The organism is Mesorhizobium sp. P2_A8, assembly GCF_056404935.1.
The window spans coordinates 19680-44819 of record NZ_JBFUDB010000014.1 but is presented as its reverse complement, the minus strand read 5'-3'; the positions used below and the strand labels follow the sequence as shown (position 1 = coordinate 44819).

Annotated in this window: 22 protein-coding genes; 3 read left to right on the top strand and 19 right to left on the bottom strand. The window is 63.4% G+C overall.

All coding sequences use genetic code 11. The annotated features are described in order from the left end of the window. Positions 1-215: 215 nt before the first annotated feature. Positions 216-1628 (top strand): methylenetetrahydrofolate--tRNA-(uracil(54)-C(5))-methyltransferase (FADH(2)-oxidizing) TrmFO, encoded by a 1413-nt coding sequence (trmFO, locus tag AC1D10_RS33080; protein ID WP_477279152.1) that lies wholly within the window; start codon positions 216-218, stop codon positions 1626-1628. 6 nt (positions 1629-1634) lie between these two features. Here trmFO and AC1D10_RS33075 read toward each other — a convergent pair whose 3' ends face one another. From AC1D10_RS33075 to yajC, 6 genes are all read right to left on the bottom strand, one after another. Next, the gene (locus AC1D10_RS33075) at positions 1635-2585 is read right to left on the bottom strand and encodes a sterol desaturase family protein (RefSeq protein ID WP_477279150.1); all 951 of its coding nucleotides are present in this window, start codon (positions 2583-2585) and stop codon (positions 1635-1637) included. Beyond that, complete coding sequence (locus AC1D10_RS33070; protein WP_477279148.1) at positions 2585-3019, bottom strand: hypothetical protein; 435 nt, start codon at positions 3017-3019, stop codon at positions 2585-2587. Before AC1D10_RS33070 ends, AC1D10_RS33075 begins: the two co-directional genes overlap by 1 nt. 83 nt (positions 3020-3102) lie before the next feature. Beyond that, complete coding sequence (locus tag AC1D10_RS33065; protein WP_477279146.1) at positions 3103-3948, bottom strand: phytoene/squalene synthase family protein; 846 nt, start codon at positions 3946-3948, stop codon at positions 3103-3105. Position 3949: 1 nt separating this feature from the next. Next, positions 3950-4342: an Mth938-like domain-containing protein gene (locus tag AC1D10_RS33060; RefSeq protein WP_477279144.1), complete on the bottom strand. Its 393-nt coding sequence runs from the start codon at positions 4340-4342 to the stop codon at positions 3950-3952. Between the two features lie 28 nt (positions 4343-4370). Then, positions 4371-6920, bottom strand: a complete 2550-nt coding sequence (gene secDF, locus AC1D10_RS33055; RefSeq protein WP_477279142.1) for a protein translocase subunit SecDF — start codon at positions 6918-6920, stop codon at positions 4371-4373. A 51-nt stretch (positions 6921-6971) separates the two neighbouring features. Next, on the bottom strand, positions 6972-7310 hold the full coding sequence (gene yajC, locus AC1D10_RS33050; RefSeq protein WP_008876289.1) for a preprotein translocase subunit YajC: 339 nt from the start codon (positions 7308-7310) through the stop codon (positions 6972-6974). 282 nt (positions 7311-7592) lie between these two features. Between yajC and AC1D10_RS33045 the strand changes: the two genes are divergently transcribed. Next, entirely contained in the window at positions 7593-8468 is an 876-nt protein-coding gene (locus AC1D10_RS33045) for an ATP-binding protein (protein ID WP_477279139.1), read from the top strand. 118 nt (positions 8469-8586) lie between these two features. Here the strand turns inward: AC1D10_RS33045 and AC1D10_RS33040 are convergent, their stop codons facing one another. The 13 genes from AC1D10_RS33040 to AC1D10_RS32980 form a co-directional block, all read right to left on the bottom strand. Continuing rightward, complete coding sequence (locus tag AC1D10_RS33040; RefSeq protein ID WP_477279137.1) at positions 8587-10116, bottom strand: peptidoglycan DD-metalloendopeptidase family protein; 1530 nt, start codon at positions 10114-10116, stop codon at positions 8587-8589. Between the two features lie 116 nt (positions 10117-10232). After that, positions 10233-10892, bottom strand: a complete 660-nt coding sequence (locus tag AC1D10_RS33035) for a protein-L-isoaspartate(D-aspartate) O-methyltransferase (protein WP_477279135.1) — start codon at positions 10890-10892, stop codon at positions 10233-10235. Next, positions 10889-11647, bottom strand: a complete 759-nt coding sequence (gene surE, locus AC1D10_RS33030) for a 5'/3'-nucleotidase SurE (protein WP_477279133.1) — start codon at positions 11645-11647, stop codon at positions 10889-10891. Before surE ends, AC1D10_RS33035 begins: the two co-directional genes overlap by 4 nt. Then, entirely contained in the window at positions 11647-12951 is a 1305-nt protein-coding gene (gene serS, locus AC1D10_RS33025; RefSeq protein ID WP_477279131.1) for a serine--tRNA ligase, read from the bottom strand. Before serS ends, surE begins: the two co-directional genes overlap by 1 nt. Before the next feature lie 349 nt (positions 12952-13300). Further along, entirely contained in the window at positions 13301-14164 is an 864-nt protein-coding gene (gene tatC, locus AC1D10_RS33020; protein WP_477279129.1) for a twin-arginine translocase subunit TatC, read from the bottom strand. Next, positions 14161-14964: a Sec-independent protein translocase protein TatB gene (gene tatB / locus AC1D10_RS33015; protein ID WP_477279127.1), complete on the bottom strand. Its 804-nt coding sequence runs from the start codon at positions 14962-14964 to the stop codon at positions 14161-14163. The genes tatC and tatB overlap by 4 nt, the downstream gene beginning before the upstream one ends. 31 nt (positions 14965-14995) lie before the next feature. Continuing rightward, positions 14996-15217, bottom strand: a complete 222-nt coding sequence (locus tag AC1D10_RS33010) for a twin-arginine translocase TatA/TatE family subunit (RefSeq protein ID WP_095087696.1) — start codon at positions 15215-15217, stop codon at positions 14996-14998. 169 nt (positions 15218-15386) lie between these two features. Beyond that, positions 15387-16151 carry an SMC-Scp complex subunit ScpB gene (gene scpB, locus AC1D10_RS33005; protein WP_477279125.1) on the bottom strand — a complete coding sequence of 255 codons (765 nt, stop codon included), beginning with the start codon at positions 16149-16151 and terminating at the stop codon, positions 15387-15389. Further along, positions 16148-16948, bottom strand: a complete 801-nt coding sequence (locus AC1D10_RS33000; protein WP_477279295.1) for a segregation and condensation protein A — start codon at positions 16946-16948, stop codon at positions 16148-16150. Before AC1D10_RS33000 ends, scpB begins: the two co-directional genes overlap by 4 nt. A gap of 60 nt (positions 16949-17008) precedes the next feature. Next, positions 17009-18028, bottom strand: a complete 1020-nt coding sequence (gene nagZ, locus AC1D10_RS32995; protein WP_477279123.1) for a beta-N-acetylhexosaminidase — start codon at positions 18026-18028, stop codon at positions 17009-17011. 132 nt (positions 18029-18160) lie between these two features. Beyond that, positions 18161-21559, bottom strand: a complete 3399-nt coding sequence (locus AC1D10_RS32990; RefSeq protein WP_477279121.1) for an SPOR domain-containing protein — start codon at positions 21557-21559, stop codon at positions 18161-18163. Positions 21560-21662: 103 nt separating this feature from the next. Continuing rightward, positions 21663-23420: an arginine--tRNA ligase gene (gene argS / locus AC1D10_RS32985; protein WP_477279119.1), complete on the bottom strand. Its 1758-nt coding sequence runs from the start codon at positions 23418-23420 to the stop codon at positions 21663-21665. A gap of 75 nt (positions 23421-23495) precedes the next feature. Then, positions 23496-24710, bottom strand: a complete 1215-nt coding sequence (locus tag AC1D10_RS32980) for a deoxyguanosinetriphosphate triphosphohydrolase (protein WP_477279117.1) — start codon at positions 24708-24710, stop codon at positions 23496-23498. Positions 24711-24792: 82 nt separating this feature from the next. Between AC1D10_RS32980 and erpA the strand changes: the two genes are divergently transcribed. Beyond that, the gene (gene erpA / locus AC1D10_RS32975) at positions 24793-25140 is read left to right on the top strand and encodes an iron-sulfur cluster insertion protein ErpA (RefSeq protein WP_027024881.1); all 348 of its coding nucleotides are present in this window, start codon (positions 24793-24795) and stop codon (positions 25138-25140) included.

Genomic DNA, 25140 nt, shown 5'->3' with positions numbered 1-25140 from the left:
GAAAGAGATTTCGTCAAAGCCGACCTCCTCCCCGGCGATGACGAATACGGTCGGCCTTCACCTCCTCCCGAGGGTCGACCCCAAAAACGACACCCGCCGGACCTCCTCCCCCGGCGGGTGTTGTCGTTTTCAGGGTTTGGTTGCACCCGCATCTGTCTGCCCTGCGCCGCGCACGGGAATTGCAATCGCCGCACCAAGCGATTATTCCGGCGCTCATGAACAAAAATCCCATCCACATCATCGGCGGCGGCCTCGCCGGTTCCGAAGCCGCCTGGCAGGCGGCGCAAGCCGGCGTTCCGGTCGTGCTGCATGAAATGCGCCCCGTTCGCGGCACCGACGCGCACAAGACCGATGGCCTGGCCGAACTGGTCTGTTCCAATTCCTTCCGCTCCGACGACGCCGAAAACAATGCCGTCGGCCTGCTGCATGCGGAAATGCGGCTGGCCGGCTCGCTGATCATGAGCGCCGGCGATGCCAACCAGGTGCCGGCCGGCGGCGCACTTGCGGTCGACCGCGACGGTTTCTCCGACGCGGTGACGAAGAAGCTCGAAGCGCACCCGCTGATCACCATCCAGCGCGAGGAAGTGCCGGGCCTGCCACCGGCGGATTGGGACCAGGCGATCATCGCCACGGGTCCGCTGACCGCGCCTTCGCTTGCCCAGTCGATCGCCGAAGCGACCGCCGCCGATGCGCTGGCATTCTTCGATGCCATCGCGCCGATCGTCCATTTCGACACGATCGACATGGATATCTGCTGGTTCCAGTCGCGCTACGACAAGGTCGGGCCCGGCGGCACCGGCAAGGACTACATCAACTGCCCGATGGACCAGGGCCAGTATCTTGCCTTCGTGCAGGCGCTGGTCGACGGCCAGAAAACCGAATTCAAGCAATGGGAAGGCACGCCCTATTTCGACGGCTGCCTTCCGATCGAGATCATGGCCGAGCGCGGCGTCGAGACGCTGCGCTACGGACCGATGAAGCCGATGGGGTTGACCAACGAGCACAATCCGACGGTAAAGGCCTACGCCGTCGTCCAGTTGCGGCAGGACAATGCGCTGGGCACGCTCTACAACATGGTCGGCTTTCAGACCAAGCTGAAGCATGCCGAGCAGGTGCGCGTGTTCCGCACCATTCCAGGCCTCGAAAACGCCGACTTCGCCCGCCTCGGCGGCCTGCACCGCAACACCTACATCAATTCGCCGACCTTGCTCGACGCCTCGCTGCAGCTGAAGTCGCGTCCGGGCCTGCGTTTTGCCGGCCAGATCACCGGCTGCGAGGGCTATGTCGAAAGTGCCGCGATCGGCCTGCTTGCCGGCCGGTTCGCCGCCGCCGAGCGGCTCGGCCAGGCACCGTCGCTGCCGCCGCTGACCACGGCCTTTGGCGCGCTGCTCAACCACATCACCGGTGGCCACATCGTCTCCGAAGACGAGCCGGGAAAACGCTCCTTCCAGCCAATGAACGTCAATTTCGGCCTGTTCCCACCAATGGAAGCACCGAAAATCGAAGGCAAGCGCCTGCGCGGCAAGGACAAGACCGTCGCCAAGCGGCAGGGGATCACCGCACGTGCGCGCGCCGACTGCCGGCAATGGCTGGGGCTTCCGGCGCAAACAGCCGAAGCGGCGGAATAAAGAGCTCTATTCTGCAGCCTCGGCACTTGCCGCCGGCAGTCCCGGCTTGCCGGCCTCGCCCGGATTTCGCCTGACATAGGCGGCCTTCAGGCTCTCCGAGGTTTCGCGCGATCCGTCATGGCTCCAGCCGGGCGGCTTGATCAGATAATTCAGGCGGTCGCTCAAGTTCAGCCCGGGTGCAAAGGCATCGCTGAACATGCCGATCCATTCATGGAACGCCACTTTCAGCGGATTGAAGGTGCCGAGATTTTTCACAATCCCATAGCGCGGCCGGTCTTCCTCCAACTCCGCGACGAAGGTTCCGAACATGCGATCCCAGATGATCAGCGTGCCGGCATAATTGGCGTCGAGATAGCGCGGATTGGTGGCGTGGTGGACGCGGTGGTGTGACGGCGTGTTGAAGATGAACTCGAACCAGCCCCACATCTTGCCGATCGTCTCGGTGTGGATCCAGAACTGCCAGACGAGGTTGAAGCCGAAGGTGAAAGCAATCACCGCCGGATGGAAGCCGAGCAGCACCAGCGGCGCCTGCAGCGCGAACATGAAGGTGAACAGCCCCGTCCAGCTTTGCCGCAGCGCCGTCGACAGGTTGTAGTGCTGGCTGGAATGGTGGTTGACGTGTTCGGCCCACACCCAGCGCACCCTGTGCGCAATGCGGTGGTAGACGTAGTAGCGCAAATCATCGAGCAGGAAGGCGGCCAGGAACACCCAGACGGACAGGCCGAGATTGAAGACGCGGAATTGCCACAGCCACAGCAGCGCCCAGTAGGACACCACGCCAAGCAGCAGCCCGGCGACGACATTGCCGGTTCCCATCATCAGGCTGGTCAGCGTGTCGCGCGTCTCGAACGAGCCCTTGGCGCGGCCGCTGCGCACCAGCCAGAGTTCGATCAGGATCGCGGCAACGAAGAACGGGATGGCAAGCTGGGTGACCTGCGGAAAATTGTAGCTGTCCATCACGCCGCCTCCCCGGCGGAATTCGAATGTTGCGGCTCAAGCGCTTTCAGCAAGCCCTGCGCATCAGTTGCACTGGCAAAGCTGAAGCGGCCGCCTTTCCAGGTGAAATCGGCAAGCCGAAACGAGACCGTATTTGCATTGTCAGCAGTCAAAGCGGTGGCGTCCCGAGGCGTCACGACGCGGGTCAAAAAGCGGTCGCCGATGCTGTGCACGATCCCGATGCGCCCTCGGCCAAGATCGAGGAACGCCGTCCTGGCATCCGCGGTCAGGCGCACCACCGTCGCCACGTCGTCGGGAAAATCCTCGGCGAAACGGCTCAGCGCCTGATCCGTGCCGGTGAGCGTGGCCGTCTTGCTGCCGCCGGTGAAATGCACGGCGGCGACCGACAGCGCAATGCCAAGGGCGACGATCGCGACCAGCAAAGGCAAGCTCATCGATGGGTATCTCCTCCGGGCCGGCCTATCGTCTATGGCAACAGTTTTGGCCCGGGGACTCCTTAGCATGGTTGACGTTTACGTCAAAGTGCAGGCCAACCCTTGCTCGCGCGACGCAGCAACAGCCAATGCCGGTGCAAGGCCGACAGCCGCGCGACACCGTCCAGCGGCGAGCCACTCTCCATTTTCGCGAGATAGGCACGCGACAGGGCCAGCGGCAGGAACGCCTGGTACAACGAGACCGGCAGAGCCGATGCGCCTTGTTCGAAAGCGGAAAGATGGTCCCGCGCCAGCGCGATCATCGCCGCCACCGCGCGCTTCGCACCAGGGCCACCATCGCCGGTAACAAACTCCTCGGGCGACGATCCAGCGGCGGCCAGGATATCGGCCGGGACAAAACATTGCCCGCGTTTGCGGTGCAGCGGCAGCAGGAGCAGCAGACCGGTGATCGCCTGTGCGCAGCCTGCCCTGCCCGCCAGTTCGGCAAAACGCGGCGCCTCGACGGGATCGAGCACCATGGCCGCAAGCTGGATGAGCGCGGCTGCCGTCTCGCCGCAATAGCCTTCCAGATCGGTGCGCGACGGCATCGGATCGTCGTAGAGGTCGAAAATGCGCGCATCGAGCATATTGTCGAACGCCGGCTTCGGCAGGCTACAAGCGGAAATGGTCGCCTTCAGCGCGTCGGCGACAGGGTGGCCGATGCCCGTGCCGTCATCTTCAGCGGCAAGGACATCGCGCCACCATTGCAGCCGCACCTCTCCCGGTAGCGCCTCATGGATGCGATCGCGAATGCCCGCGATCTCGGCGTTGAAGGCGTAGAGCGAAAACAGCGCGTCACGTTTGTCAGCCGGCGCGTAGAGCGCGGCGAGGTACCGGTCGTGGTCGGCGGCGCGCACCGCGTCCATGACGATTTTGGCATTTTCAGACATGTCAATCGACGGCAATGAGCGCGGCGGCGACGGCGCGGTCTTCCGCCAGAAGGACATTGTAGGTCCGCACCGCTGCACCCGTCGACATCGGGTCGGACGCAATGCCTGCCGCCTTCAGCGCGGCCCGCAGTGCCGCCGGCAATGGCCGGAGGTTCCTGCCCATGCCAACCAGCAGGATCTCGACCTTGTCGGCTTCGGCCAGCAGTCTGTCGAAATCCGCCACAGTCAGTGCCAATGGATTCGCCGGTTCCCAGCCATGGATGCCGGACGGCAGACAAAGCAGCGAACCGCGATGCGACATGTCGGCGAAGCGGAAGCCGCCATTGCCATAGGCCTCGATCGGCGCGCGGCCGGGGTAATGCGCCTCGCGGATGACGATGCCTTTGCCGGTCACCGTTCTGTCACCCCTTCGGAGCCGCCCGTCAGGTCGCGACCGCCTTGCTGCCGCCGACCGGCTTCTCCTCGTCGGCTGCAGCCTGAGGCCGCAGCTTGAACAGGATCAGCAGCGGTGCCGCGATGAAGATCGACGAATAGGTGCCGAACACGACGCCGAACAGCATCGCCATGGTGAACGAGCGGATCACCTCGCCGCCGAACAGCACCAGCGCCAGCAGCGCCAGGATCGTCGTCACCGAGGTCAGCGTCGTTCTCGACAGCGTCTCGTTGATAGCGTTGTTCAGGAGTTGCGGCAGCGGCATCCGCTTGTATTTTCGCAGATCCTCGCGGACACGGTCATAGACCACGATCGTATCGTTGAGCGAATAGCCGATGATGGTCAAGATCGCCGCCAGAGACGACTGGTTGAACTCGAGCCCGGTGATGACGAAGAAGCCGATGGTCATGACCACATCGTGCACCGTCGCTATGATGGCGCCGACCGCGAACTGCCATTCGAAGCGGAACCAGACGTAGATCAGGATGCCGAGCAGCGCCACCAGCATGGCAATGGTGCCCTGCTTGGCCAACTCCCCGGAAACCGTCGGCCCCACCACTTCGACGCGGCGGAAATCATAATTGTCCTGCAGCTCGCCGCGAACCTTGTCGATGACCGTCTGCTCGGCATTCTCGCCACCGTCCTGCGTACCGACACGGATCAGCACGTCGTTCGGCTCGCCGAACTGCTGCACCTGGACTTCGCCGATATTGAGTTCCGTCAATCTGGCACGGAGGTCGGCGAGATCGGCATTGCCGCTCTTGGACTGCACCTCGATCAACGAACCGCCCTTGAAGTCGATGCCATAATTGATGTCGACGGTCATGAACAGCACGACCGACAGCACCGACAGCAAGCTCGACAGCGCAAACGTCCAGCGGCGAATGCCCATGAAGGGGATCTTCGTGCCCGGCGGAATGAAGGTCACCGGTGCACGCGGCAATTCCTTCGGGCGGGCACGACGCAGCCAGATCGACACCAGCAGGCGGGTGAAGGTGAAGGCGGTGAAGACGGTGGTCAGGATGCCGATGGCGTAGGTGATGGCAAAGCCCTTCACCGGCCCGGTACCGAGATAGAACAGCACCACCGTGGCGATCAACGACGTGACGTTGGAATCGACGATGGTCGCCAGCGCCTTGGTGAAACCGGTATCAATCGCCTGGATCACGGAGCGGCCGTTTCGCCGCTCCTCGCGGATACGCTCGTAGATCAGCACGTTGGAATCGACCGCCATGCCGATGGTCAGCACGATACCGGCGATACCCGGCAAGGTCAGCGTCGCGCCAAGCAGCGACAACAGCCCGACGATCATCGCCACGTGCACCGCCAGCGCGATGTTGGCGAGGAAGCCGAGGAAGCCGTAGGCCACGAACATGAACACGACGACGAGGATCGAGCCGATGATGCCGGCGACCTTGCCGGCATGGATGGAATCCTGGCCGAGACCCGGACCGACGGTGCGCTCTTCGATCACCGTCAGCGTCGCCGGCAATGCGCCGGCGCGCAGCAGCACGGCGAGGTCGTTGGCGCTCTGGGCGGTGAAATTGCCGGAGATCTGGCCGGTGCCGCCGAGGATCGGCTCACGGATCTGCGGCGCCGAAATCACCTGATTGTCGAGGATGATGGCGAACAGCTTGCCGACATTCTGCGAGGTCGCCTGGCCGAAGCGCGCAGCACCCTTCGAATCGAAGCGGAACGAAACCACCGGCTCATTGTTCTGCGAATTGTATGTCGCCTGCGCATCGACGAGGTTTTCACCCGAGACGATGACGCGGTTTTCGATCAGGTAGGGGACCGGCGGATCGTCCTGCGAATACAGCACCGACGAGCCAGCTGGCGGGCGGCCGTTGAGCGCGTCCTGTACCGGCATCGACTGGTCGACCATCTGGAACGTCAGCTTGGCCGTCTGGCCGAGGATTTCCTTCAGCCTTTGCGGGTCCTGAAGACCCGGCACCTGGACAAGGATACGGTCGTCGCCCTGCCGCTGCACAATGGGTTCGGTCGTGCCGAGTTCGTTGACGCGGCGCTCGACCACCTCGATCGACTGCGTCAATGCGGTCGATGTGCGGTATTTGATGCCGGCGTCGGTGACGTTGAACTTGAGCAGGCCGGGCTCGGAATCGTCGAGCGTCATTTCCTGGATGGAGCCACCGGTGAACAGGCCGGCGGCGACTGGATCGGTCAGCGGCTTCAGCGCCGTCTTGGCGGCATCGAGTTGAGCGGGATCGGTGATGCGGACCTGCAAGGTCCGCCCCGTGCCGGCAAGGCCGGTATAGCCGATCTTGGCGTCACGCAGCAGCGTGCGGATTTCGTCGCGCGTCGTCTCCAGCCGATCCTTGATCAGATCGTTCTGGTTCATCTCCAGCAGGATGTGCGAGCCGCCCTGCAGATCGAGGCCGAGCGTCATCTGCCGCTTCGGCACCCAGCTGGGCAGATGCGCCAGCGTGCTGGCGGAGAACAGATTGGGCGCGGCGAGGATCACTGTGATGGCCACGGCCACCCAGATCAGGATCATCTTGAAGCGCGAAAAATACAGCATATGGCGTCGTCCGTCAGAGCGTGTCCGCGGATCGCTCCGCCTGAAATTCGGTTATTTCTTGGCGTTCTGGTTCGCCACCGGCTCGCCCTTGACGCGCACATCGGCGATCGTCGAACGCAGTGCGGTCACCTTGGTGCCACCGCCGAGGTCGATCTCGAGCTCGTTGTCGTCGATCACCTTGGTCACCTTGCCGACGAAGCCGCCGCCGGTGACGACCGTGTCACCACGACGAACCGCGGCCAGCATCTCGCCGCGCTTCTTCAGCTGCGTACGCTGCGGCCGGATGATCAGAAAATACATGATCACGAAAATCAGGACAAACGGCAAAATGCTGATGAACATGTCGGGAGAGGCCCCAACGCCTTGGGCGTATGCCGGTGTCACGAACATCGAGGTACTCCTGAATTTTGAAAACAGCCGCCAAACCGTCCTGTGAGATTTGGCGGCCCCTTGAAATTTGGCCGGAATATAGTCGGTAAAGTTGCCAATGCAACTGCGTGGCCGGCCAAATCGGCTGCTTTTCCGGCCTGTTGAGCCGTGTTAGAGCATGATCGCCAACAGCACGAGCCGGTTTTCGGAAAAGATCACGCTCGAACAAAAGGTTGCAACCGGTTTCGAACCCGACGGAATCGACACGCTCCCACGTCAAAACGCGAAAAACAAAAGACTGACATGACCGACAGCAGCATTGATGCCCTCAACAAGAAGCTCGACCGCCTGATCGAAGCGGTTGGCCGCCTCGCCCCGCCGCCGGTGCCTGAAACGGACATCGGTGAGGCCGACTGCTTCGTCTGGCAGGCCGATCCGGGCTATCTGGAGCCGGTGCGCAGGGTTAACCGCGTCGACATCGGCCTGATCCGTGGCGTCGACCGCGTCCGTGACATCCTTGTCGACAACACCGAACGCTTCGCCGCCGGCTATGCGGCCAACAATGTGTTGTTGTGGGGCGCGCGTGGCATGGGCAAATCGTCGCTGGTCAAGGCCGTGCATGCCGAGATCAACGCCAGGGCCAGGTCCGACCTGCCGCTGAAGCTGATCGAAATCCACCGTGAGGACATCGACACGCTGCCGAAGCTGATGGGGCTGCTGAAGTCAGCTCCGTTCCGCTTCATCCTGTTTTGCGACGACCTCTCCTTCGACCACGACGACACCTCCTACAAGTCGCTGAAGGCAGCACTTGAAGGCGGCGTCGAGGGCCGCCCGGCCAATGTCATCTTTTACGCCACCTCGAACCGCCGCCACCTGTTGCCGCGCGACATGATCGACAATGAGCGCTCGACCGCAATCAACCCGTCCGAAGCGGTCGAGGAAAAAGTGTCGCTGTCCGATCGGTTCGGCCTGTGGCTCGGCTTCCACAAATGTTCGCAGGACGAGTATCTCGACATGATCGACGGCTATATCCGCCATCACGACCTCGCCATCGACCCCGAGACGTTGCGCACTGAGGCGCTGGAGTGGGCGACGACGCGCGGCAGCCGCTCGGGCCGCGTCGCCTGGCAGTTCACCCAGGACCTGGCTGGCCGTCTTTGCAAGCCGCTCAAGGATTGACGTGCACGCAAGCAACTGAAAAAGCCCGCTCCTTGCGGGGCGGGCCAAGCCGGCGGGCCGGACTGGAGGTCAGGCGGCCCGCAAAATCGCTTCTTTTCTTCTATTCGAGATCGCCCGACTATTCGAGATAGCCAGAGGGGTCGACCGGGGCGGAATTCTTGCGCACTTCGAAGTGCAGCTTCGGCGAGTCCGTCGTGCCGCTCATGCCCGACAGCGCGATTTCCTGGCCGCGCTTGACCTTCTGGCCGCGCTGGACCTCGATCGAACTGGCGTGGCCATAGACGGTGACCAGACCATTCTCGTGGCGCACCAGCACCGTGTTGCCGAATTCCTTGAGGCCATCGCCGGCATAGATGACGACGCCGTTCTCGGCTGCCTTGACCGGCGTGCCGGTCGGCACGGCGATGTCGACGCCGTCCTTGCCGGACCCGAAACCGGAGATCACGCGGCCGCGCACCGGCCAGCGCATCTTGCCGATGCCGGTGGCGTCAGGCGCGACAGCGTCGTCGTCCTCGGCCTGCTGAATGACCTTCGAATCTTTCTTCGGCGGCGTGTAGGACGCCAGCGTTTCCGACGGCGTCGTCTTTGCCGCGGGCGGCGTGGTGGCCGTGGTCACCGGATCGATCTTCGCCGGCTTGGCGCTGGCGACGGTCGCGGCTCCGCCGGCCGGCACATTCAAGGTCTGGCCGATCTTGAGCAGGCCGTTCTGCATGCCATTGGCCTGCTTCAGCGCAACGGTGCCGACGCCTGTCTTCCTGGCAATCGAGGAAAGCGTATCGCCTGACTGGACCGTATAGGTGCCGGCAGCGCCGGTCGCCTTGGCCGCGGCCATCTGCGGCGCGGGCTTGGCCTTGGGCTGGCTTGCGGCGGCCGAAGCATCAACCTGAGCGGCGGACTTGCCCTCCTTGAGCTTCGGCTGCTGCGGCAGGACTGCGACCTTGTCCGGTGCGGTGGCCGGCAGGTCGTGCTTGCCGTTTTTCGCCGGCTTGGCATCGGCGACTTTCGGTTCTGATTTGCTCGAGTAAGCATAGGCCGGGATGACCAGCTTCTGGCCGGTCTTCAGCCCCTTGGTCGCGCTCAGCCCATTGACCTTCATGATCACGTCGGCCGGCACCTTGTAGCGCTGCGCCAGGCCGGAAATCGTCTCGCCATCACTGACGACGATCTCGGTCGCGTGCGGCTTGCCAGCCGCGGCGACGCGCGGTGCGTCGGGCTGCGCGACCTTGAACGGCGATGCCGCCGGAGCGACGGTGCCGGTCGTGGTGGTCCGGTCGAGGTGCGGCGCCGGGGCCGATGCGGTGCGTACCGGCTTTGAAGCAGGCGCCAGTGCGGGAGCCGGCTGTGCCTGGGCAACGGGCGGAGGCAGGGGCGGCGTCGAGACCGGCTCGAGACTGGAGCGGCTGACCGACTGCGTATGGCTGCCGTCGACCGGAGCGGCCGCGACATCGCCCGGATAGGGCTGCACGGCGTCCTGCTCTTGCTTGTTGATGATGGCGCGCTGATTGTTGGTCGATGAGGTAAAGACGTCATCGACACTGTTGAAGCGTGAAGCCTGGGAGCTGCACCCCGCCGCAACACCTGCGACCATGAGGACGGCGCAACCACGCATCAGATTGCGGCCATTTGTCTTCAAAACACTGAGTTGCATCGCACTGACCCGCACATACCCGGTACAAACTAGGTATGATTAAAGCGCGTTAATGTTACTCGTCGGTTAACCTCATGGAATCCGATGCAATTTTTCTTAAAATATTAGGGGGCGGACTAAATGACGGCGGCGAGGCTGCGCAGGATCGGCTGCAGGCGCACCAGGCCAATGTCCTCGCGTTCAAAACGGCTGCCGACCTTGGTCAGCTTGGCCAGCACCTGCTCGCCCTCTTCGGGTCCGATCGGAGCGATGACGATGCCGCCGCTCGACAACTGGTCGAGCAGGAAGCGCGGCAAGCTGTCGAAGGCAGCCCAGGCGACGATGCGATCGAACGGCGCTTCGTTCGGCAGCCCGCCAGAACCATCAGCTTGGCGCACGATGACATTGCCGATGCCGAGCGCCTCGAAACGCTGCCTGGCCTGCTCGACAAGCGTCTTGTAGCGATCGGCGGTGACGATCCGCGCCGCCAGCCGCGACATCACCGCCGCCGTATAGCCGGAGCCGGTGCCGATCTCGAGCACGCGATTGCCCTGCTCGATGGCGAGTGCCGCGATCACCGCCGCCTGCAAGTCGGCACCCTCGATCGCCTCGCCGCATTCGATGGGCAGCATGCGGTCCGACCAGGCGATCTGATGGAACTGGGCGCCGAGGAAACCGCGCCGAGGCGTCGCCTCGAACGCGGCGATCAGCGCCTTCGGCACCGTCCCCCTGCCGCGCAAGCGCAGCAGAAAGGCGGCAAAACCTTCGCGGTCATCGATTGGGAGGCCCTGGTTCATGCAAGCGCCTTGCTCAGTTGGTCACGGATTTCATGCGCGGTGAGGTCGAGTTGCAATGGCGTCACCGACACAAGCCTGTTGCGCAAGGCATGGAGGTCGGTGCCTTGCTTGCCTTCGACCGGCTCGCGGCCGAAGCGCAGCCAGTAGTAAGGCAGGCCGCGCCCGTCGCGGCGCTCGTCGACCCACAGGCTGTGCACGAGCTTGCCTTGCGAGGTGACCACCGTGCCGGCGACTTCTTCGGGAAGGCAGTTGGGAAAATTGACGTTGAGCAGCACGCCGTCCGGCAGCGGCGTGGCGACAAGCTTCTTCAGCAAAGCAGGTGCCAGCGCCTCTGTCGTCTCATAGGGAACGACGCGATCCTCGCCGACATAGCTGTAGCCCTGGCTGAGCGCGATCGAGCGGATGCCGAGCAGCGCGCCTTCCATGGCGCCGGCGACGGTTCCCGAATAGGTGACGTCGTCGGCGATGTTGGCGCCGGAATTGATGCCTGACAGGATCAGGTCGGGCGCGCCCGGCAGGATCTTCTTGACGCCCATGATAACGCAATCGGTCGGCGTGCCGCGCACGGCAAAATGCTTCTCGCCGATCTTGCGCAGCCGCAGCGGCTCCGAGATCGACAGCGAATGCGCGTAGCCGGACTGGTCCTGCTCCGGCGCCACCACCCAGACATCGTCGGACAGCGTCCGCGCGACGCGTTCGAGCACCGCCAGGCCCTCGGCATGAATGCCGTCATCGTTGGTCAGGAGAATCCGCATTATTTCGATTCGATCTTTTCCAGACCGCCCATGTAAGGCCGCAGCACTTCAGGAATGGTTACGCTGCCATCCTCGTTCTGGTAGTTTTCGATAACGGCTATGAGCGCGCGGCCAACCGCGGTGCCCGAGCCGTTGAGCGTGTGGACGAAGCGGTTGCCCTTGCCGTCCTTGTCCTTGTAGCGGGCGTCCATGCGCCGTGCCTGGAAGTCGCCGCAGACCGAACAGGACGAGATCTCGCGATAGGCGTTCTGGCCCGGCAGCCAGACCTCGATGTCATAGGTCTTGCGCGCGCCAAAGCCCATGTCGCCGGTGCACAGCGTCATGGTGCGGAACGGCAGGCCGAGCCGCTTCAGCACTTCCTCGGCGCATTGCGTCATCCGCTCGTGCTCGGCGAGCGACGATTCCTGGTCGGTGATCGACACCAGCTCGACCTTGTAGAACTGGTGCTGGCGCAGCATGCCGCGCGTGTCGCGCCCGGCCGAGCCTGCTTCCGACCGGAAGCACGGCGTCAGCGCGGTATAGCGCAGCGGCAGCTTTTCATGTGCGGTGATCTCTTCGCGCACCAGGTTGGTGAGCGGCACCTCGGCGGTGGGGATGAGCCCGAGTCGCCCGTCGCCATGGGGCGTGAAAAACAGATCCTCCTCGAACTTCGGCAGTTGGTTGGTGCCGAAAAGAACGTCGTCCTTGACCATCAGCGGCGGGATGACTTCCTCATAACCATGCTCGGTCGTGTGCAGGTCGAGCATGAACTGGCCGAGCGCACGCTCCATCCGCGCCAGGCCGCTTTTCAGTACGGTGAAGCGCGAGCCCGACAGCTTTGCCGCGCGCTCGAAGTCCATCATGCCGAGCGCTTCGCCGATCTCGAAATGCTCCTTCACCCAGTTCGGGCGCGTCGGCACCTTGCCGACGATGTGCTTGACGACATTGTCGTGCTCGTCCTTGCCGACCGGCACATCGTCGAACGGCACGTTGGGCAGCACTGCCAGCGCGTCGTTCAGCGCCTTGTCGAGGTCGCGTTCACGCGCCTCGCCATTCTGGATGAAGGTCTTGATCTCGCCGACTTCGGCTTTCAGCCTTTCGGCAAGCGCTGCATCGCCCGAGCGCATGGCGTTGCCGATCTCTTTCGAGGCGGCGTTGCGGCGCTCCTGCTTGGTCTGCAGCTCGGTGACGTGTTCGCGCCGCGCCTCGTCGCTGGTGATCAGACCGTCGACCGTGGACTGCGCATCGTCGGCCGACCACGAGCGCTTGATCAGCGCCTCGGCAAGGGCCTTCGGGTTGTCGCGAATCCACTTGATGTCAAGCATGGTCTGGAAGCTCCTGCGATGGCATGTCGCCCAAAAGCGCATGGCGGTTTTTGCGCTACGATACGCTCAAGAATAATGTCTGAAACACATCGTCGATTTTCTCGACGCGTTTCAGGCCAGAGGGCGTAAACCGCATCTTTGATCGATGCAAGATCGGGCGTGGTGAAGCCAGGGCTCGAGCTTGCTTTGGCGCGCTTTCGACCGGGGATGGCGAGAGCCTGAAACAAAAAACCCGCCTCTGCGGCGGGTCGCTGGCGCAAATCAGCACCATACCCAAATCCATAGCATAGTTGCCGTCACAAAGCAATGATTCCAGGCCCGCCGCCCCCGACGGGGCGCCGCGCAATAGCTATGTGGAGGACACGTCCGCTGGCTTTTCGGCCACCTCTTCCGCCGCGTCCTGCTTCTCGCGCGCCACCCGCTGCTTTTCCTGATCGCGCTCGATCAGTCGGGCGGCCCAGATGGAGACCTCGTAGAGAAGGATGGTCGGAATGGCCAAGCCGATCTGGCTCATCGGATCAGGTGGCGTCAGCACTGCGGCCACGACGAAGGCAATGACGATCGCCCATTTGCGCTTCTCGGCCAGCGCCTTGGACGACAGCATGCCGACCCGCGTCATCAGGCTGGTCACCACCGGCAGCTGGAACACAAGGCCGAAGGAGAAGATCAGCGTCATGATCAGGCTGAGATATTCCGACACTTTCGGCAGCAGCGAAATCTGCACCTGATCGTCGGTGCCGGCCTGCTGCATGGCCAGGAAGAACCACATCACCATCGGCGTGAAGAAGAAATAGACCAGCGAGGCGCCCATCAGGAACAGGACGGGCGATGCGATCAGGAACGGCAGGAAGGCATTGCGTTCGTTCTTGTAGAGGCCAGGCGCAATGAACTTGTAGATCTGCGTGGCGATCAGCGGAAAGGCGATGACCATGCCGCCGAACATGGCGAGCTTGACCTGGGTGAAGAAGAATTCCTGTGGCGCGGTGTAGATCAGCTCGACCTTGTGCGGATCAAGCCCTGCCCACTTCGTCGCCCATTTGAACGGGACGACCAAAAGGTTGAACAGCTTCTTGGCGAAGAAGAAACACACCAGGAAGGCGACGAAGAAGCCGCCTAGCGACCAGATCAGCCGCCGGCGCAGCTCGATCAGATGCTCCATCAGCGGCGCCGACGATTTCTCGATCTCGTCTTTTTCCTTGTCCGAAACGCTCACTTGGCGGCTCCCGCCGTCTTTTTGGCCGCCGGCTTCTTCGCCGCGGCAGGCTTCGGTTCGGCTTTCGGCCCCGTCTTGGTCGCCATCGTCTTGGTCGCAACCGCCTTGGCTGCGGCCGGCTTCGCGGCTTTGGTCGTTTCAGGCTTTGCCGCCGGCACCACCTTCGCGGGCGCCTTGGATACGGGCGTAGTCTTCACGATCGCCGCTTTCGCCGGCGCGGCAGCCTTTGCGCCATTTGCCGACGCCTTGGCAGGCGCTTTTGCGGCCGGCGTGGCCTTCGCCGGCGCAGCCTTGGCCACTTTCTTCGCCGCCACAACTGGTTCCGTCGGCACCGACGCCGTCAGCACCGATTCATCAGTCATTGCCGGGAAAATCGGCGCTGCTGGTGCGGCGTCCGGCCCGTTGACGCCAGGCATGGTGGTTGCCCCGTTTTTCAACGGTTCGGCCGCCTGCAGCGTCGAAGCGGCAGGCGTTGCAGGATCATCGGCCGGCTTCGGCTTCATCACCGCGTCGACGCCGGAGCGCACGTCGGCTGCCGCCTGTTCGAATGGATTGAGCTGCTTCTTGATCTCGGCCATCGGACTGAGGCCCCTGAGCTCGTCGACCGATTTCTTGACGTCGTCGAGCTCGGCTTCCTTCAGCGCCTCGTTGAACTGTTTCTGGAAATCGGCCGCCATGGCGCGCAGCTTCGCCGTCGTGCGCCCAAAGGTGCGCAGCATATTGGGCAAATCCTTGGGCCCGACGACCACGATCATGACGATCGCGATGACCAGCATTTCGGTCCAGCCGACTTCAAACATGGCACTCTGTTCCGACTAGAACCTTTTTGGCTCAGCTCTTGCTGGCTTTTTCCTTCGCGGCCGAAACGGTCTCGTCGGCACGATGTTCGACGGTGCGCTTGTCTTCGGCAACGTCGTCGTCAGCCATGCCCTTCTTGAAGCTCTTGATGCCTTTGGCCATGTCGCCCATCAGCTCGGGAATCTTGCCGCGGCCGAACACCAGCAGCACGATCACCAGCACGATCATCCAGTGCCAAATCGAAAATGAACCCATAGCAAATCTCTCTCGAATGTTTTCCCTGGCGATGATCTATGCGTTTTCGCGTTGGGATTCAAACACAACTGCGACAGAGTTTATGAAAGGGTGGCGGATGTCACGCATTTTCGGCGTGATGGCCCGCTACGAATCCGCGCATCCTCGACAGAATGGCCGCCATTGCCAGTCAATCTTCCGTGACGCGCGGCGTCAGCAGGCCGAGTTCCTCGAGATCGATATCGGTCAGCGCATCCTCGTCGTCGGTCAGCGCATCGGGATCGGACGGCGGCTGCGGAATGGAAAAATTCGACGGCATACGGCCGGAAAGCAGTCCGGCACCCTTCAGTTCCTCCATGCCCGGAAGGTCGCGGATCTCCTCCAGCGCGAAATGGTCGAGGAAGGTCTCGGTCGTGCCATAGGTAACGGGGCGTCCGGGCGTTTTGCGCCGGCCGCGCATGCGCACCCATTCTGTTTCCAGCAGCGTGTCGAGCGTGCCCTTCGAGGTTTCGACGCCTCTGATGTCCTCGATCTCGGCGCGCGTCACCGGCTGGTGATAGGCGATGATTGCCAGCACCTCAAGCGCCGCACGCGACAGCTTGCGCTGCTGCACCGTGTCGCGGCTCATCAGGAAAGCCAGGTCGCCGGCGGTACGGAACGCCCAGGCATCGCCGACGCGGACCAGATTGACGCCGCGCCGCGCATAGATCTGCTGCAGGTCGGCCATCGCCGCGGCAATGTTGATGCCGTCGGGCAGACGTGCCGCAAGCTGCTTTTCGCTAACAGGTTCGGCGCTGGCGAACACGATCGCCTCGGCCATGCGCACGGCTTCCGCCATATGCAGCCGCTCGGCCGGGTTCTGGACCTGCTCGCCCAGTTCCTGGGAAAACAGCTCCCCTTCCGGTTCGTCGTCGACTTTGAACGGGATAACCGAAGCGTTGGCGCGTTCGCTCATGATGCCACCTCGACTGCCTTGATTGCCTGCGCGCGACCGCGCAGGTAGATCGGCGCGAACACTTCGTCCTGCCGCATGTCCATGCTGCCTTCACGCACCAGTTCCAGCGTGGCCGCGAACGAGCTCGCGATCGCCGTGCGCCGCTCCTCGGGGCTGGTCATGTATTCGATCAGAAAACTTTCCAGCGTCGCCCAGTCGCGAAGCGACCCAACAAGGCGGGTCAGGATGTCGCGCGCATCCTTGAGCGACCAGACACCACGCCTGGCGATCGTCACATTGTTGATCGCCTGCTTCTGCCGCTGCTGCGCATAGGCGGTCAAAAGATCGTAGAGCGACGCCGAATAGGCGTTGCGCTTTTCGACGATGACCATTTCCGGCATGCCGCGCGCGAACACGTCGCGGCCGAGCCGGTTGCGGTTGACCAGGCGCGCCGAGGCGTCGCGCATGGCCTCCAGCCGCTTCAGCCGGAACTGCAGCACCGCCGCCAGCTCCTCGCCGCTTTCGCCCTCGTCGCCCGGCTGCTTGGGGATCAGAAGCTTTGACTTGAGGAAGGCCAGCCACGCCGCCATCACCAGATAGTCGGCAGCAAGCTCGAGCCTGAGCGCCCTCGCCGTCTCGACAAAGGTCAGATATTGCTCGACCAGCGCCAGGATCGAGATCCGCGCCAGATCGACCTTCTGGGTGCGGGCAAGATGCAGCAGCAGATCGAGCGGACCTTCGAAGCCGGCCACGTCGACGACCAGCGACGGATCGCCGGTGACACGCGAATCGTCGTTCTCGGCCCACAGACGGTCCATCGGTGCGGCCTTCGCGGCCTTGCTTTCCAATGTTTCCGCCACGTCCTCTCGCTTCCTTTGTCAGGCCACCGCATCGAAATAGGTGGCGAATTCTGCACGTATCTCGGTTTCTTCAGCCGCGTCGCTTTTCCTGATATAGGTCAGCGCCCGCTTGGCGCGCTCCAGCGACTTGCCTTCAAGCCCCGTGGTCCGCGATGCGATGCCGGCCATCTCCTCGAAAACGCCGTTGCAGTGAAGGACCAGATCGCAGCCCGCCGCAAGGATCGAGGCCGCCTTTGTCGGGAAATCCCCAGAAAGTGCCTTCATCGAGGTGTCGTCGCTCATCAGCAGCCCATCGAAGCCGATTTCACGCCGGATGATCTCGTCGATGACCTTGCCGGAGGTGGTCGCCGGGTTCTTCGGGTCGATGGCGCTGTAGACGACATGCGCCGTCATCGCCATCGGCAGATGGTTGAGCTCCCGGAACGGGGCAAAATCATGCCGTTGCAGATCGCTGAGCGATGCGTCCACCGTCGGCAATTCGAAATGCGTGTCGGCAAAGGCGCGCCCGTGGCCCGGAATGTGCTTCATGACAGGCAGCACACCGCCCGACATCAGCCCTTCGGCTGCAGCGCTCCCGAGTTCGATCACCGGTCGCGGATCCTTGCCATAGGCGCGCGCGCCGATGACGTCGCTGGCGCCTTCGATCGGCACGTCGAGCACCGGCAGGCAATCCGCCGTGATGCCGTAGCGCAGCAGGTCGAAGGCATGCAGCCGCGCCATCAGCCACGCCGCGCGCGCGCCGGCGTCATGGTCGTCGCGCCATAGCGCGCCGAGCGCGCCGCCGGCCGGATAATTCGGCGCCAGTGGCGGGCGCAGGCGCTGCACCCGGCCGCCTTCCTGGTCGATGAACACCAGCGCGTCCGGACGCCCGATGCAGTCGCGCATCTCGGCGACCAGATCGCGGATCTGCTCGGTCTCGCCAATGTTGCGCGCAAACAGGATGAACGCCCACGGGCATTCATTGCGATAGAAATTGATTTCTTCGCGAGTGAGCGATTTCCCGGCACAGCCGAGGATCATGGATTTTGATTCGGTCATGCCGGGAGTTTAGGGCTTCGCGCGATTAAAGGGAATCGCCCCCGGTCGCATGCTGTTGAAGACATATCTCTTCCACATGAAAAAGCCGGCGCTGTCTGGGACAGCGCCGGCTTTGATTGGTTGGGTCGGCTGCTAGCGCGAGACGAAGCAGTTGCCGCCGGCAGCCTTGTAGCTGGTGCACAGGTTGATCGCGTCGTTACGCGACTGTGCTGGCACGCGCACACGGTAGAACGTACCCTTGCCGGCGATCTCCGCCTTGACGATGTTGGCGGTGCGGCCGGAAAGCACGCTGCCGTAGCGGCGCTGCAGATCCTGGTAGGTCGACTTGGCGCTTTCGACCGTCGGCTGCGAAGCGATCTGCATCGACCACGAACCACCACCGACCGCGGTCGAAGCCGGATCGATGGATGCAACCTGGTCGGGCTTGACCTCACCGACGACATCCACCGGCTGGTCGGACGGGCGCTGCGGCGCGACTGGAACCTTGGCCGGCGTGTTGGCCGACTGCGCTTTGGCCTCTGCCTTGGGCTTGGCTGTCGCTGCCGGCTTGAGGGCCGGCTCATCGTCCGCCTGGGCGGTGGCCGGCGCCACGGTGCCGGTCTGGTCCGCGTCGGCCTGGGCCGCCGGAGCAACATGCTGCGGCGCAGGGTCGGACGGTTCAGCGGCCGCCACTTGCGGTGCCGCGGGCGCCGGGTCCTCACGCGGCACCAGCGAACCATCTGATTTAACCACCATGGTCCTCACCTTGCGCGGCGCGACGGCGACGACATCGGCGTTGGTGCCCTTGTCGGCTTCCTGCAGCACCTGCGCGATGCGATCCTCGGATTTCGGCGCCGGCGCCGCGGCGTCGGCGGGCGCCGCGCTGGCGGTCGCCGCGGCGTTGCCGTCCTCTCCAGCTGCCGCGGCATCCTGGTCAGTCGAAAGATCGATGGCGCGGGCAGGATCCTTCGCCTGCACATCCACCGGCTCTTCGGTGTTGGTGAGCAGTTTTTCCTGGACCGGTTCGGCGGGCTTCGTCCCCTTGACCACCGCGTCGTAGACCTTGTTGTCCTGGTTCGGCACCACCGTGCCGCCCGGATTTTCCGGCTTGACCTTGATCGGTGCGTTGTCGGCCTTGACGATTACCGGTGCTTCGCTGCCGCCCTTGCCGCCGAAAGACAGCGCAAAGGCACCGAGGCCGCCAGCGACCGCCACCGCGCCGACAATGGCGGCAATGAACAGGCCACGTCCGCGCGAAGGCTTCGCGGCCGCCCGCTCTCCGAGACCCGGAACAGCCATCGCCTCGTCCAGGTCGGGATCGTAGTCCAGGTCGTCGACAGTGAAATCGTCCGCCTGTGAAACCGGCTGGCTGCCAGGCAAACTATCGAGGTCGAATTCAGCGGCATCGGCATAGGCGCCCGATGCTGTCGCGCGGGCGGACGCTTCCATCGGCCGCGCCGTGTAGGTCCGTGCTTCCGGCTGATAGCCCGGCTTGACCGCGTCATAGCCCGGCTTGACCCCGTCATAGCCCGGCTTGACCGCGTCATAGGCCGGCTTGGGTTCCTCATGGCCAGGATTGAACCCGGCATTGTAGGATTCATCGCTATAAGAGGCGCTGCTTGCCGGAGCAGGAGCGACCTCCACTGAATTCATCTCGGTGAGAAGGCTGGAGAATTCCGCGTCGAGATCGTCATAGCCAGGCGCCGCCGGCTCGTCTTCCTCGAAGTGCAGTTCCGGAATGTCGAGATCGTCCGCCAGCGCCACGACACGCTCGGGCACGTCGACTGTCTCGACATCGGGCACGTCTTCGTAGCGAGCGGACTGTCGCGGCTGCGGCTCGGATACAGGGGCTGCATAGGCGACGGTCTCGGCCGGCTCGGTCGAACGGTAGGACGGCGCTGCGGTGACTGCCGGCGCCGCGGCCCCTAGTGCTATCGAAGCGGTCGGCTGAGCGCTGAATGCCGGTTGCTGCGGAACCGGCGTCACGCGGCTCCACGAGCGGGTTGGCTCCGGCGACGTCGAACGCTCTGCCAGCCAATCGGGGGACCCGCCCTGATCGTGCCGGGAAGCGGCGGAATCATCCAAGCTCTTGGCCAAAGCGGCGTCGAACGCATCATTGTCGAAATCGACATCACCTTGCGCGGAGACATCCGCGCCCAGATCCAGATCCTGAAGGTCATCGAGCTGCTGATCGTCGAGATCGGGATCGGCTGCTTGGGCAACATCAAGGCGATGCTGTTCCTCAGGCGCGTGTTCGTCGAGACTCCATTCGAGGTCGCCAACAATATCGGCCGGCTCCTCGGTGGTCTTTGCAACTGCGGCGACCGGCGGCTGGGCGGCGACAGCCGGCTGAGCCGTGACGGGCTCCCTGGCCAGCGGCACCCCGCGCGTGGTCATGGCACCCAGCAGCGCATTCAACTCGTCTTCCAGGCTTCGTTCATCCGCGATCGGGGCGTGCACCGGCTCGGCCACAAAGGCAGCTGGCGCCGCCGGTTGGACCGTAGCGGCTGCAACCTCTGGGATCGGTTCCTCGGCCGTCTCGGCAAACGTGTCGCCGAAGTCCAGGTCAAACCCGTCATCCGACGCGCCTTCAGGGCTGGAAATCTCGCCCTTCGCGTCCACTGCATCGGCGAGCACATCATGCGCTTCCGGCTCATCCGCTTCCCGCTCGTGCGCTTCCGGCTCATCGAATGCGACCGGCTCATCCGCGCGACTGTCAAAATCCATGTCGACATCAGCCATGGCGTCGTCGAGATCACCGGCAAAATGCTCGGTGGAGATCGCCTCGACGTCAGGCGCAGCCGCTTGCGCCGGCACAGAATATTCGACCGGATCTGCAGCGGTGGAGGACTGTTCCGCCGCCCAATGGTCGTCGAGCATCAGCTCGTCTTCGAGCGAGATCGAAACCGCATCGTTGAATTCAGGATCGGCGGCCGGCTCGACCGAAGCAGGCGCGTCGGCAATGGCCGCGGCGTGCTGGACCTCGTCGGCTTCCTCGTCAGTCCGGAAGTCCTGATCGAGCGACGCGGCAAGCTCATCCTCCATCGGCTGATCGTCTTCGAAGGGCGAAACATCTTCGAGCGAACTGGCAACGGCATTGTCGAAATCAGAACCGAAAGCCGGCTCGACGGCTGGTGCGGTTTCGGCAGCGCCCAAATCCGCATGGCCGGCGACATCTGCATGGCTGGCGACGGCTGCGTGGTCGTCGACATCCGCAATGTCCAGATGGAAATCGTCGTCGAACGACACCGCAAGGCCGTTGTCCGCCGCGCCGGCATCAGTCGTTTCGGACGTCGGCTCATGAGCCTCGGCAACCGGAGCAGCGTCGCTGTCGTCAGCGCCGAACTCGCCCATCAGTTCCTTCTCGAGGTCAATATCGAAATCACTCTCCTGCGCCGACTGATCGGCGACGGGTGCCTTCGGCGGGACAGGCGCTTGCGGCTTGACCGGCTGGCGCGGGTCGAATCCCATGATCCTGGTCAGCTCCGCGAACGGATCATCGTCAGCGATGTCGTTGTTGTCGGCTACTCTCAGCTGGGTTCTGTCTGCCATTATTGTTCCCGAACTCGCACTCATTCGGACGCCATGGACGTCGCGTAGGGTTGGCCCTTACCAGCGCAATGTGGGCAAAAGGTGACAGGTTTTTTAGTCAAACCTAACGCATTTCGGTGGGCGCAGCGGCTCCGATCAACGTCAGGCCGGACGTGAGAACGTCCGAAACAGCCTGCACCAGCCCTAGTCTGGCATGCGTCAATTGTCGGTCGTTAACCTTAACAAAACGTAAGTCCGGATTATCTGTGCCACGGTTCCAGTGTCCGTGGAAACTGGAAGCCAGGTCATAGAGGTAAAATGCCAGCCTATGCGGCTCGAGCGCAAGGGCCGCCGACTCGATCAGGCGCGGGTATTCGGCAAGCTTGCGGATCAGGCCGATCTCGCCCTCGTCAGTCAGCAAAGCACCCGCGGACGCCAGGCTGTTGCGATCGAAATTGGCCTCGCCCAGCTGCTCGCTGGCCTGCCTGAACACCGAATGGCAGCGCGCCGAGGCATACTGCACATAGAACACCGGGTTGTCCTTGGACTGCTCGGTCACCTTGGCGAAGTCGAAGTCGAGCGGCGCATCGTTCTTGCGATAGAGCATCATGAAGCGGATCGCGTCTCGGCCGACTTCCTCCACCACTTCGCGCAGCGTCACGAAATCGCCCGACCGCTTTGACATGCGCACAGGTTCACCCTCGCGAAACAGCTTCACCAACTGGCAAAGCAGCACGGTAAGTTTCACCTTATCGCCGGCAATCGCGCGCGCCAAGGCCTCCAGCCGCTTGACATAGCCGCCATGGTCGGCGCCGAGCACGTAGATCAGGTCGACGAAACCGCGATCGATCTTGTCCTTGAGATAGGCGACGTCGGCGGCGAAATAGGTGAACGAACCATCCGACTTGACCAGCGCCCGGTCCATGTCGTCGCCGACGGCGGTCGAGCGGAACAGCGTCTGCTCGCGATCCTCCCAGTCGTCTGGCTTCTCGCCCTTGGGTGGCGGCAGCTTGCCCTTGTAGATATGACCCTTCAGCGTCAGGTCGTTGATCGCCGAGCGGATCTTCTTCGCATTGTCGGCGTGCAGCGTGCGTTCCGAGAAGAACACGTTGTGATGCACGTTGAGCATCGCCAGATCCTCGCGGATCATCGCCATCATCGCATCGATGGTGCGGTCCTTGACGATGGCCAGGGCCTCGTCTTCCGGCATCTGCAGCAGCGAGCGGCCGAACTCCCTGGCCAGCGCCTCGCCGACAGGGACCAGGTAATCGCCGGGATAGAGCCCGGCCGGAATCTCGCCGATATCCTCGCCAAGCGCCTCGCGGTAGCGCAGCACGACCGAACGGCCGAGCACGTCGATCTGCGAGCCGGCGTCGTTGATGACGTATTCCTTGGTCACGTCGTAGCCGGCGAAGGCCATCAAGTTGGCAAGCGCATCGCCAACCACGGCGCCCCGGCAATGGCCGACATGCATCGGGCCCGTCGGGTTGGCCGAGACATATTCGACATTGGTTTTCCTGCCGCCGCCAACCGTCGAACGGCCATAGTTGCGGCCTTCGCCAAGCAGCGCGGTCAGATGCGCCTGCCAGAATCCATCCTTGAGCCTGAGATTGACGAAACCGGGACCGGCAACCTCGGTGGCGGCAACGTCCTTGTCCTCACGCAGCGCTTGCGCCAGTCTTTCGGCCAGCGCACGCGGATTCTGGCCGGTCGGCTTGGCCAGCACCATCGCCGCATTGGTCGCCAGGTCGCCATGGCTGGCGTCGCGCGGCGGTTCGACGGCAATGCGCGACAGGTCCGGCGAAACGCCATCATTGTCTTTCAAATCAAGCGCTTCGACGGCTTTTATGATTCGCGCGGTGAAATCGGCGAAGATGTTCATTTGTGTGACTCTGGGGACTGACTCTGGCGGCTTTGTAGCGAATCCGGCTTGTTGGCCGGCAAAATCGAGCCCGCCCTAGCTCAAATCCGGAGTGCGGTCAAACAAGCGCCGATGTTCCTTGAGCGCGTAGGTATCGGTCATGCCGGCCAGGAAGTCGGTCACGCTGCGCGCCTTGATGCGATCGTCGGCCCGATCCAGCCCTTCGCGCCAGCCGTCCGGCATGGCGCGCGGATCGGCGAAATAGGCATCGAACAGGTCTCTGACGATCTGCTCGGCGTCGGCGCGCACCCGCATCACCTCCTCGTGCCGGTAGAGATGCTTGTAGAGAAAGGCCTTCAGCTCTTTCTCGAAGGCAGCCATTTCAGTCGAAAAAGTCACCATCGTCTCCCCGGCCGACCTCACCGCGTCGGCGCTCCGCGGCCTGATCCGCTCCAGATTGGCAGTGGTGGAAACAATGACATCCTCGACCATCGCGGTGATCTGGCGCCGCATCAGTTCATGGCCGGTGCGCACGTCGTCGAGCGCCGGATAGCGTGCGCGCACGCCCTTCAGGATCGTTCCCGGCAGCGAAACAGTCTCCAGCATGTCCAGCGTCAGCAGCCCTGCCCTCAGCCCGTCGTCGATGTCATGCGTGTTGTAGGCGATATCGTCGGCAATCGCCGCGCATTGCGCCTCGATGCCGGCAAACCGGGCCAGCTCGAGGTCGTGCAGCTCGGAATAATCACGGATCGCCTGCGGCACCGGCCCTTTCAGACCCTTTCCGTTGGCGTCCGTCAGCGGTCCATTGTGCTTGACCAGGCCTTCGAGCGTTTCCCAGGTCAGGTTGAGCCCGTCGAACTCGGCATAGCGCGCCTCCAGCCTTGTCACGATGCGCAGTGATTGCGCATTGTGGTCGAAGCCGCCCCAGGCGGCCATCTTCTCGTTCAGCGCGTCCTCGCCCGTATGGCCGAAGGGCGTGTGGCCGAAATCATGCACCAGCGCCACCGCCTCGGCGAGATCCTCGTCGCCGCGCAACGCTCGCGCCAGCGCACGCGCGATCTGCGCCACTTCGATCGAATGGGTCAGGCGGGTGCGATAATGATCGCCTTCGTGCGCGATGAAGACCTGCGTCTTGTGTTTGAGCCGCCGGAACGCCGTCGAATGAATGATGCGGTCACGATCGCGCTGGAATGGCGTGCGGGTCGGGCTCTCGACCTCGTCGAAAAGCCGCCCGCGCGACTTTGCCGGATCGCAGGCATAGGCCGCGCGTGGCCGATAGCCGAATCCGATGTCGCCCAACTCGTTGGTCATGATCGATGCCGCAGTTGACTAGGTTGACTTGGCCGCTCGCGCTTCATACCTATCATGTGAAACCGAAAGCAAGGTGACGCCCATGGGCGCGGATGCCAAGACTGCCATGAAAGTCGACATGACCGAGGCCGCCGCCAGGCGGATCGCCAAGATTGTCTCTGGCGAAGCCGGCAAGACGGCGCTGCGCGTTTCGGTCGAAGGCGGCGGTTGCTCCGGCTTTTCCTACAAGTTCGACCTGGTCGACACGCGCAACGACGATGACGTCGCCATCGAGAAGGATGGCGCCACGGTGCTGATCGACGATCTGTCGCTGGTCTATATGGGCGGCTCGGTGATCGATTTCGTCGACGACCTGATGGGCCAGTCGTTCCAGATCAGGAACCCGAATGCCGTCGCCTCCTGCGGCTGCGGCACGAGCTTTTCCATATAG

Bases quoted from the DNA above. Each gene is read 5' to 3' on its own strand.
- AC1D10_RS33065 (WP_477279146.1), bottom strand. From the start codon at position 3,948: ATGTCTGAAAATGCCAAAATCGTCATGGACGCGGTGCGCGCCGCCGAC.
- AC1D10_RS33010 (WP_095087696.1), bottom strand. From the start codon at position 15,217: ATGGGTTCATTTTCGATTTGGCACTGGATGATCGTGCTGGTGATCGTG.
- nagZ (WP_477279123.1), bottom strand. From the start codon at position 18,028: ATGACCGAATCAAAATCCATGATCCTCGGCTGTGCCGGGAAATCGCTC.
- AC1D10_RS32980 (WP_477279117.1), bottom strand. From the start codon at position 24,710: ATGACCAACGAGTTGGGCGACATCGGATTCGGCTATCGGCCACGCGCG.
- AC1D10_RS33035 (WP_477279135.1), bottom strand. From the start codon at position 10,892: ATGAACCAGGGCCTCCCAATCGATGACCGCGAAGGTTTTGCCGCCTTT.
- AC1D10_RS33040 (WP_477279137.1), bottom strand. From the start codon at position 10,116: ATGCAACTCAGTGTTTTGAAGACAAATGGCCGCAATCTGATGCGTGGT.
- surE (WP_477279133.1), bottom strand. From the start codon at position 11,647: ATGCGGATTCTCCTGACCAACGATGACGGCATTCATGCCGAGGGCCTG.
- tatB (WP_477279127.1), bottom strand. From the start codon at position 14,964: ATGTTTGAAGTCGGCTGGACCGAAATGCTGGTCATCGCGATCGTCATG.
- trmFO (WP_477279152.1), top strand. From the start codon at position 216: ATGAACAAAAATCCCATCCACATCATCGGCGGCGGCCTCGCCGGTTCC.
- AC1D10_RS33070 (WP_477279148.1), bottom strand. From the start codon at position 3,019: ATGAGCTTGCCTTTGCTGGTCGCGATCGTCGCCCTTGGCATTGCGCTG.
- AC1D10_RS33000 (WP_477279295.1), bottom strand. From the start codon at position 16,948: ATGGACCGTCTGTGGGCCGAGAACGACGATTCGCGTGTCACCGGCGAT.
- erpA (WP_027024881.1), top strand. From the start codon at position 24,793: ATGGGCGCGGATGCCAAGACTGCCATGAAAGTCGACATGACCGAGGCC.
- AC1D10_RS33075 (WP_477279150.1), bottom strand. From the start codon at position 2,585: ATGGACAGCTACAATTTTCCGCAGGTCACCCAGCTTGCCATCCCGTTC.
- yajC (WP_008876289.1), bottom strand. From the start codon at position 7,310: ATGTTCGTGACACCGGCATACGCCCAAGGCGTTGGGGCCTCTCCCGAC.
- serS (WP_477279131.1), bottom strand. From the start codon at position 12,951: ATGCTTGACATCAAGTGGATTCGCGACAACCCGAAGGCCCTTGCCGAG.
- scpB (WP_477279125.1), bottom strand. From the start codon at position 16,151: ATGAGCGAACGCGCCAACGCTTCGGTTATCCCGTTCAAAGTCGACGAC.
- secDF (WP_477279142.1), bottom strand. From the start codon at position 6,920: ATGCTGTATTTTTCGCGCTTCAAGATGATCCTGATCTGGGTGGCCGTG.
- argS (WP_477279119.1), bottom strand. From the start codon at position 23,420: ATGAACATCTTCGCCGATTTCACCGCGCGAATCATAAAAGCCGTCGAA.
- AC1D10_RS32990 (WP_477279121.1), bottom strand. From the start codon at position 21,559: ATGGCAGACAGAACCCAGCTGAGAGTAGCCGACAACAACGACATCGCT.
- AC1D10_RS33045 (WP_477279139.1), top strand. From the start codon at position 7,593: ATGACCGACAGCAGCATTGATGCCCTCAACAAGAAGCTCGACCGCCTG.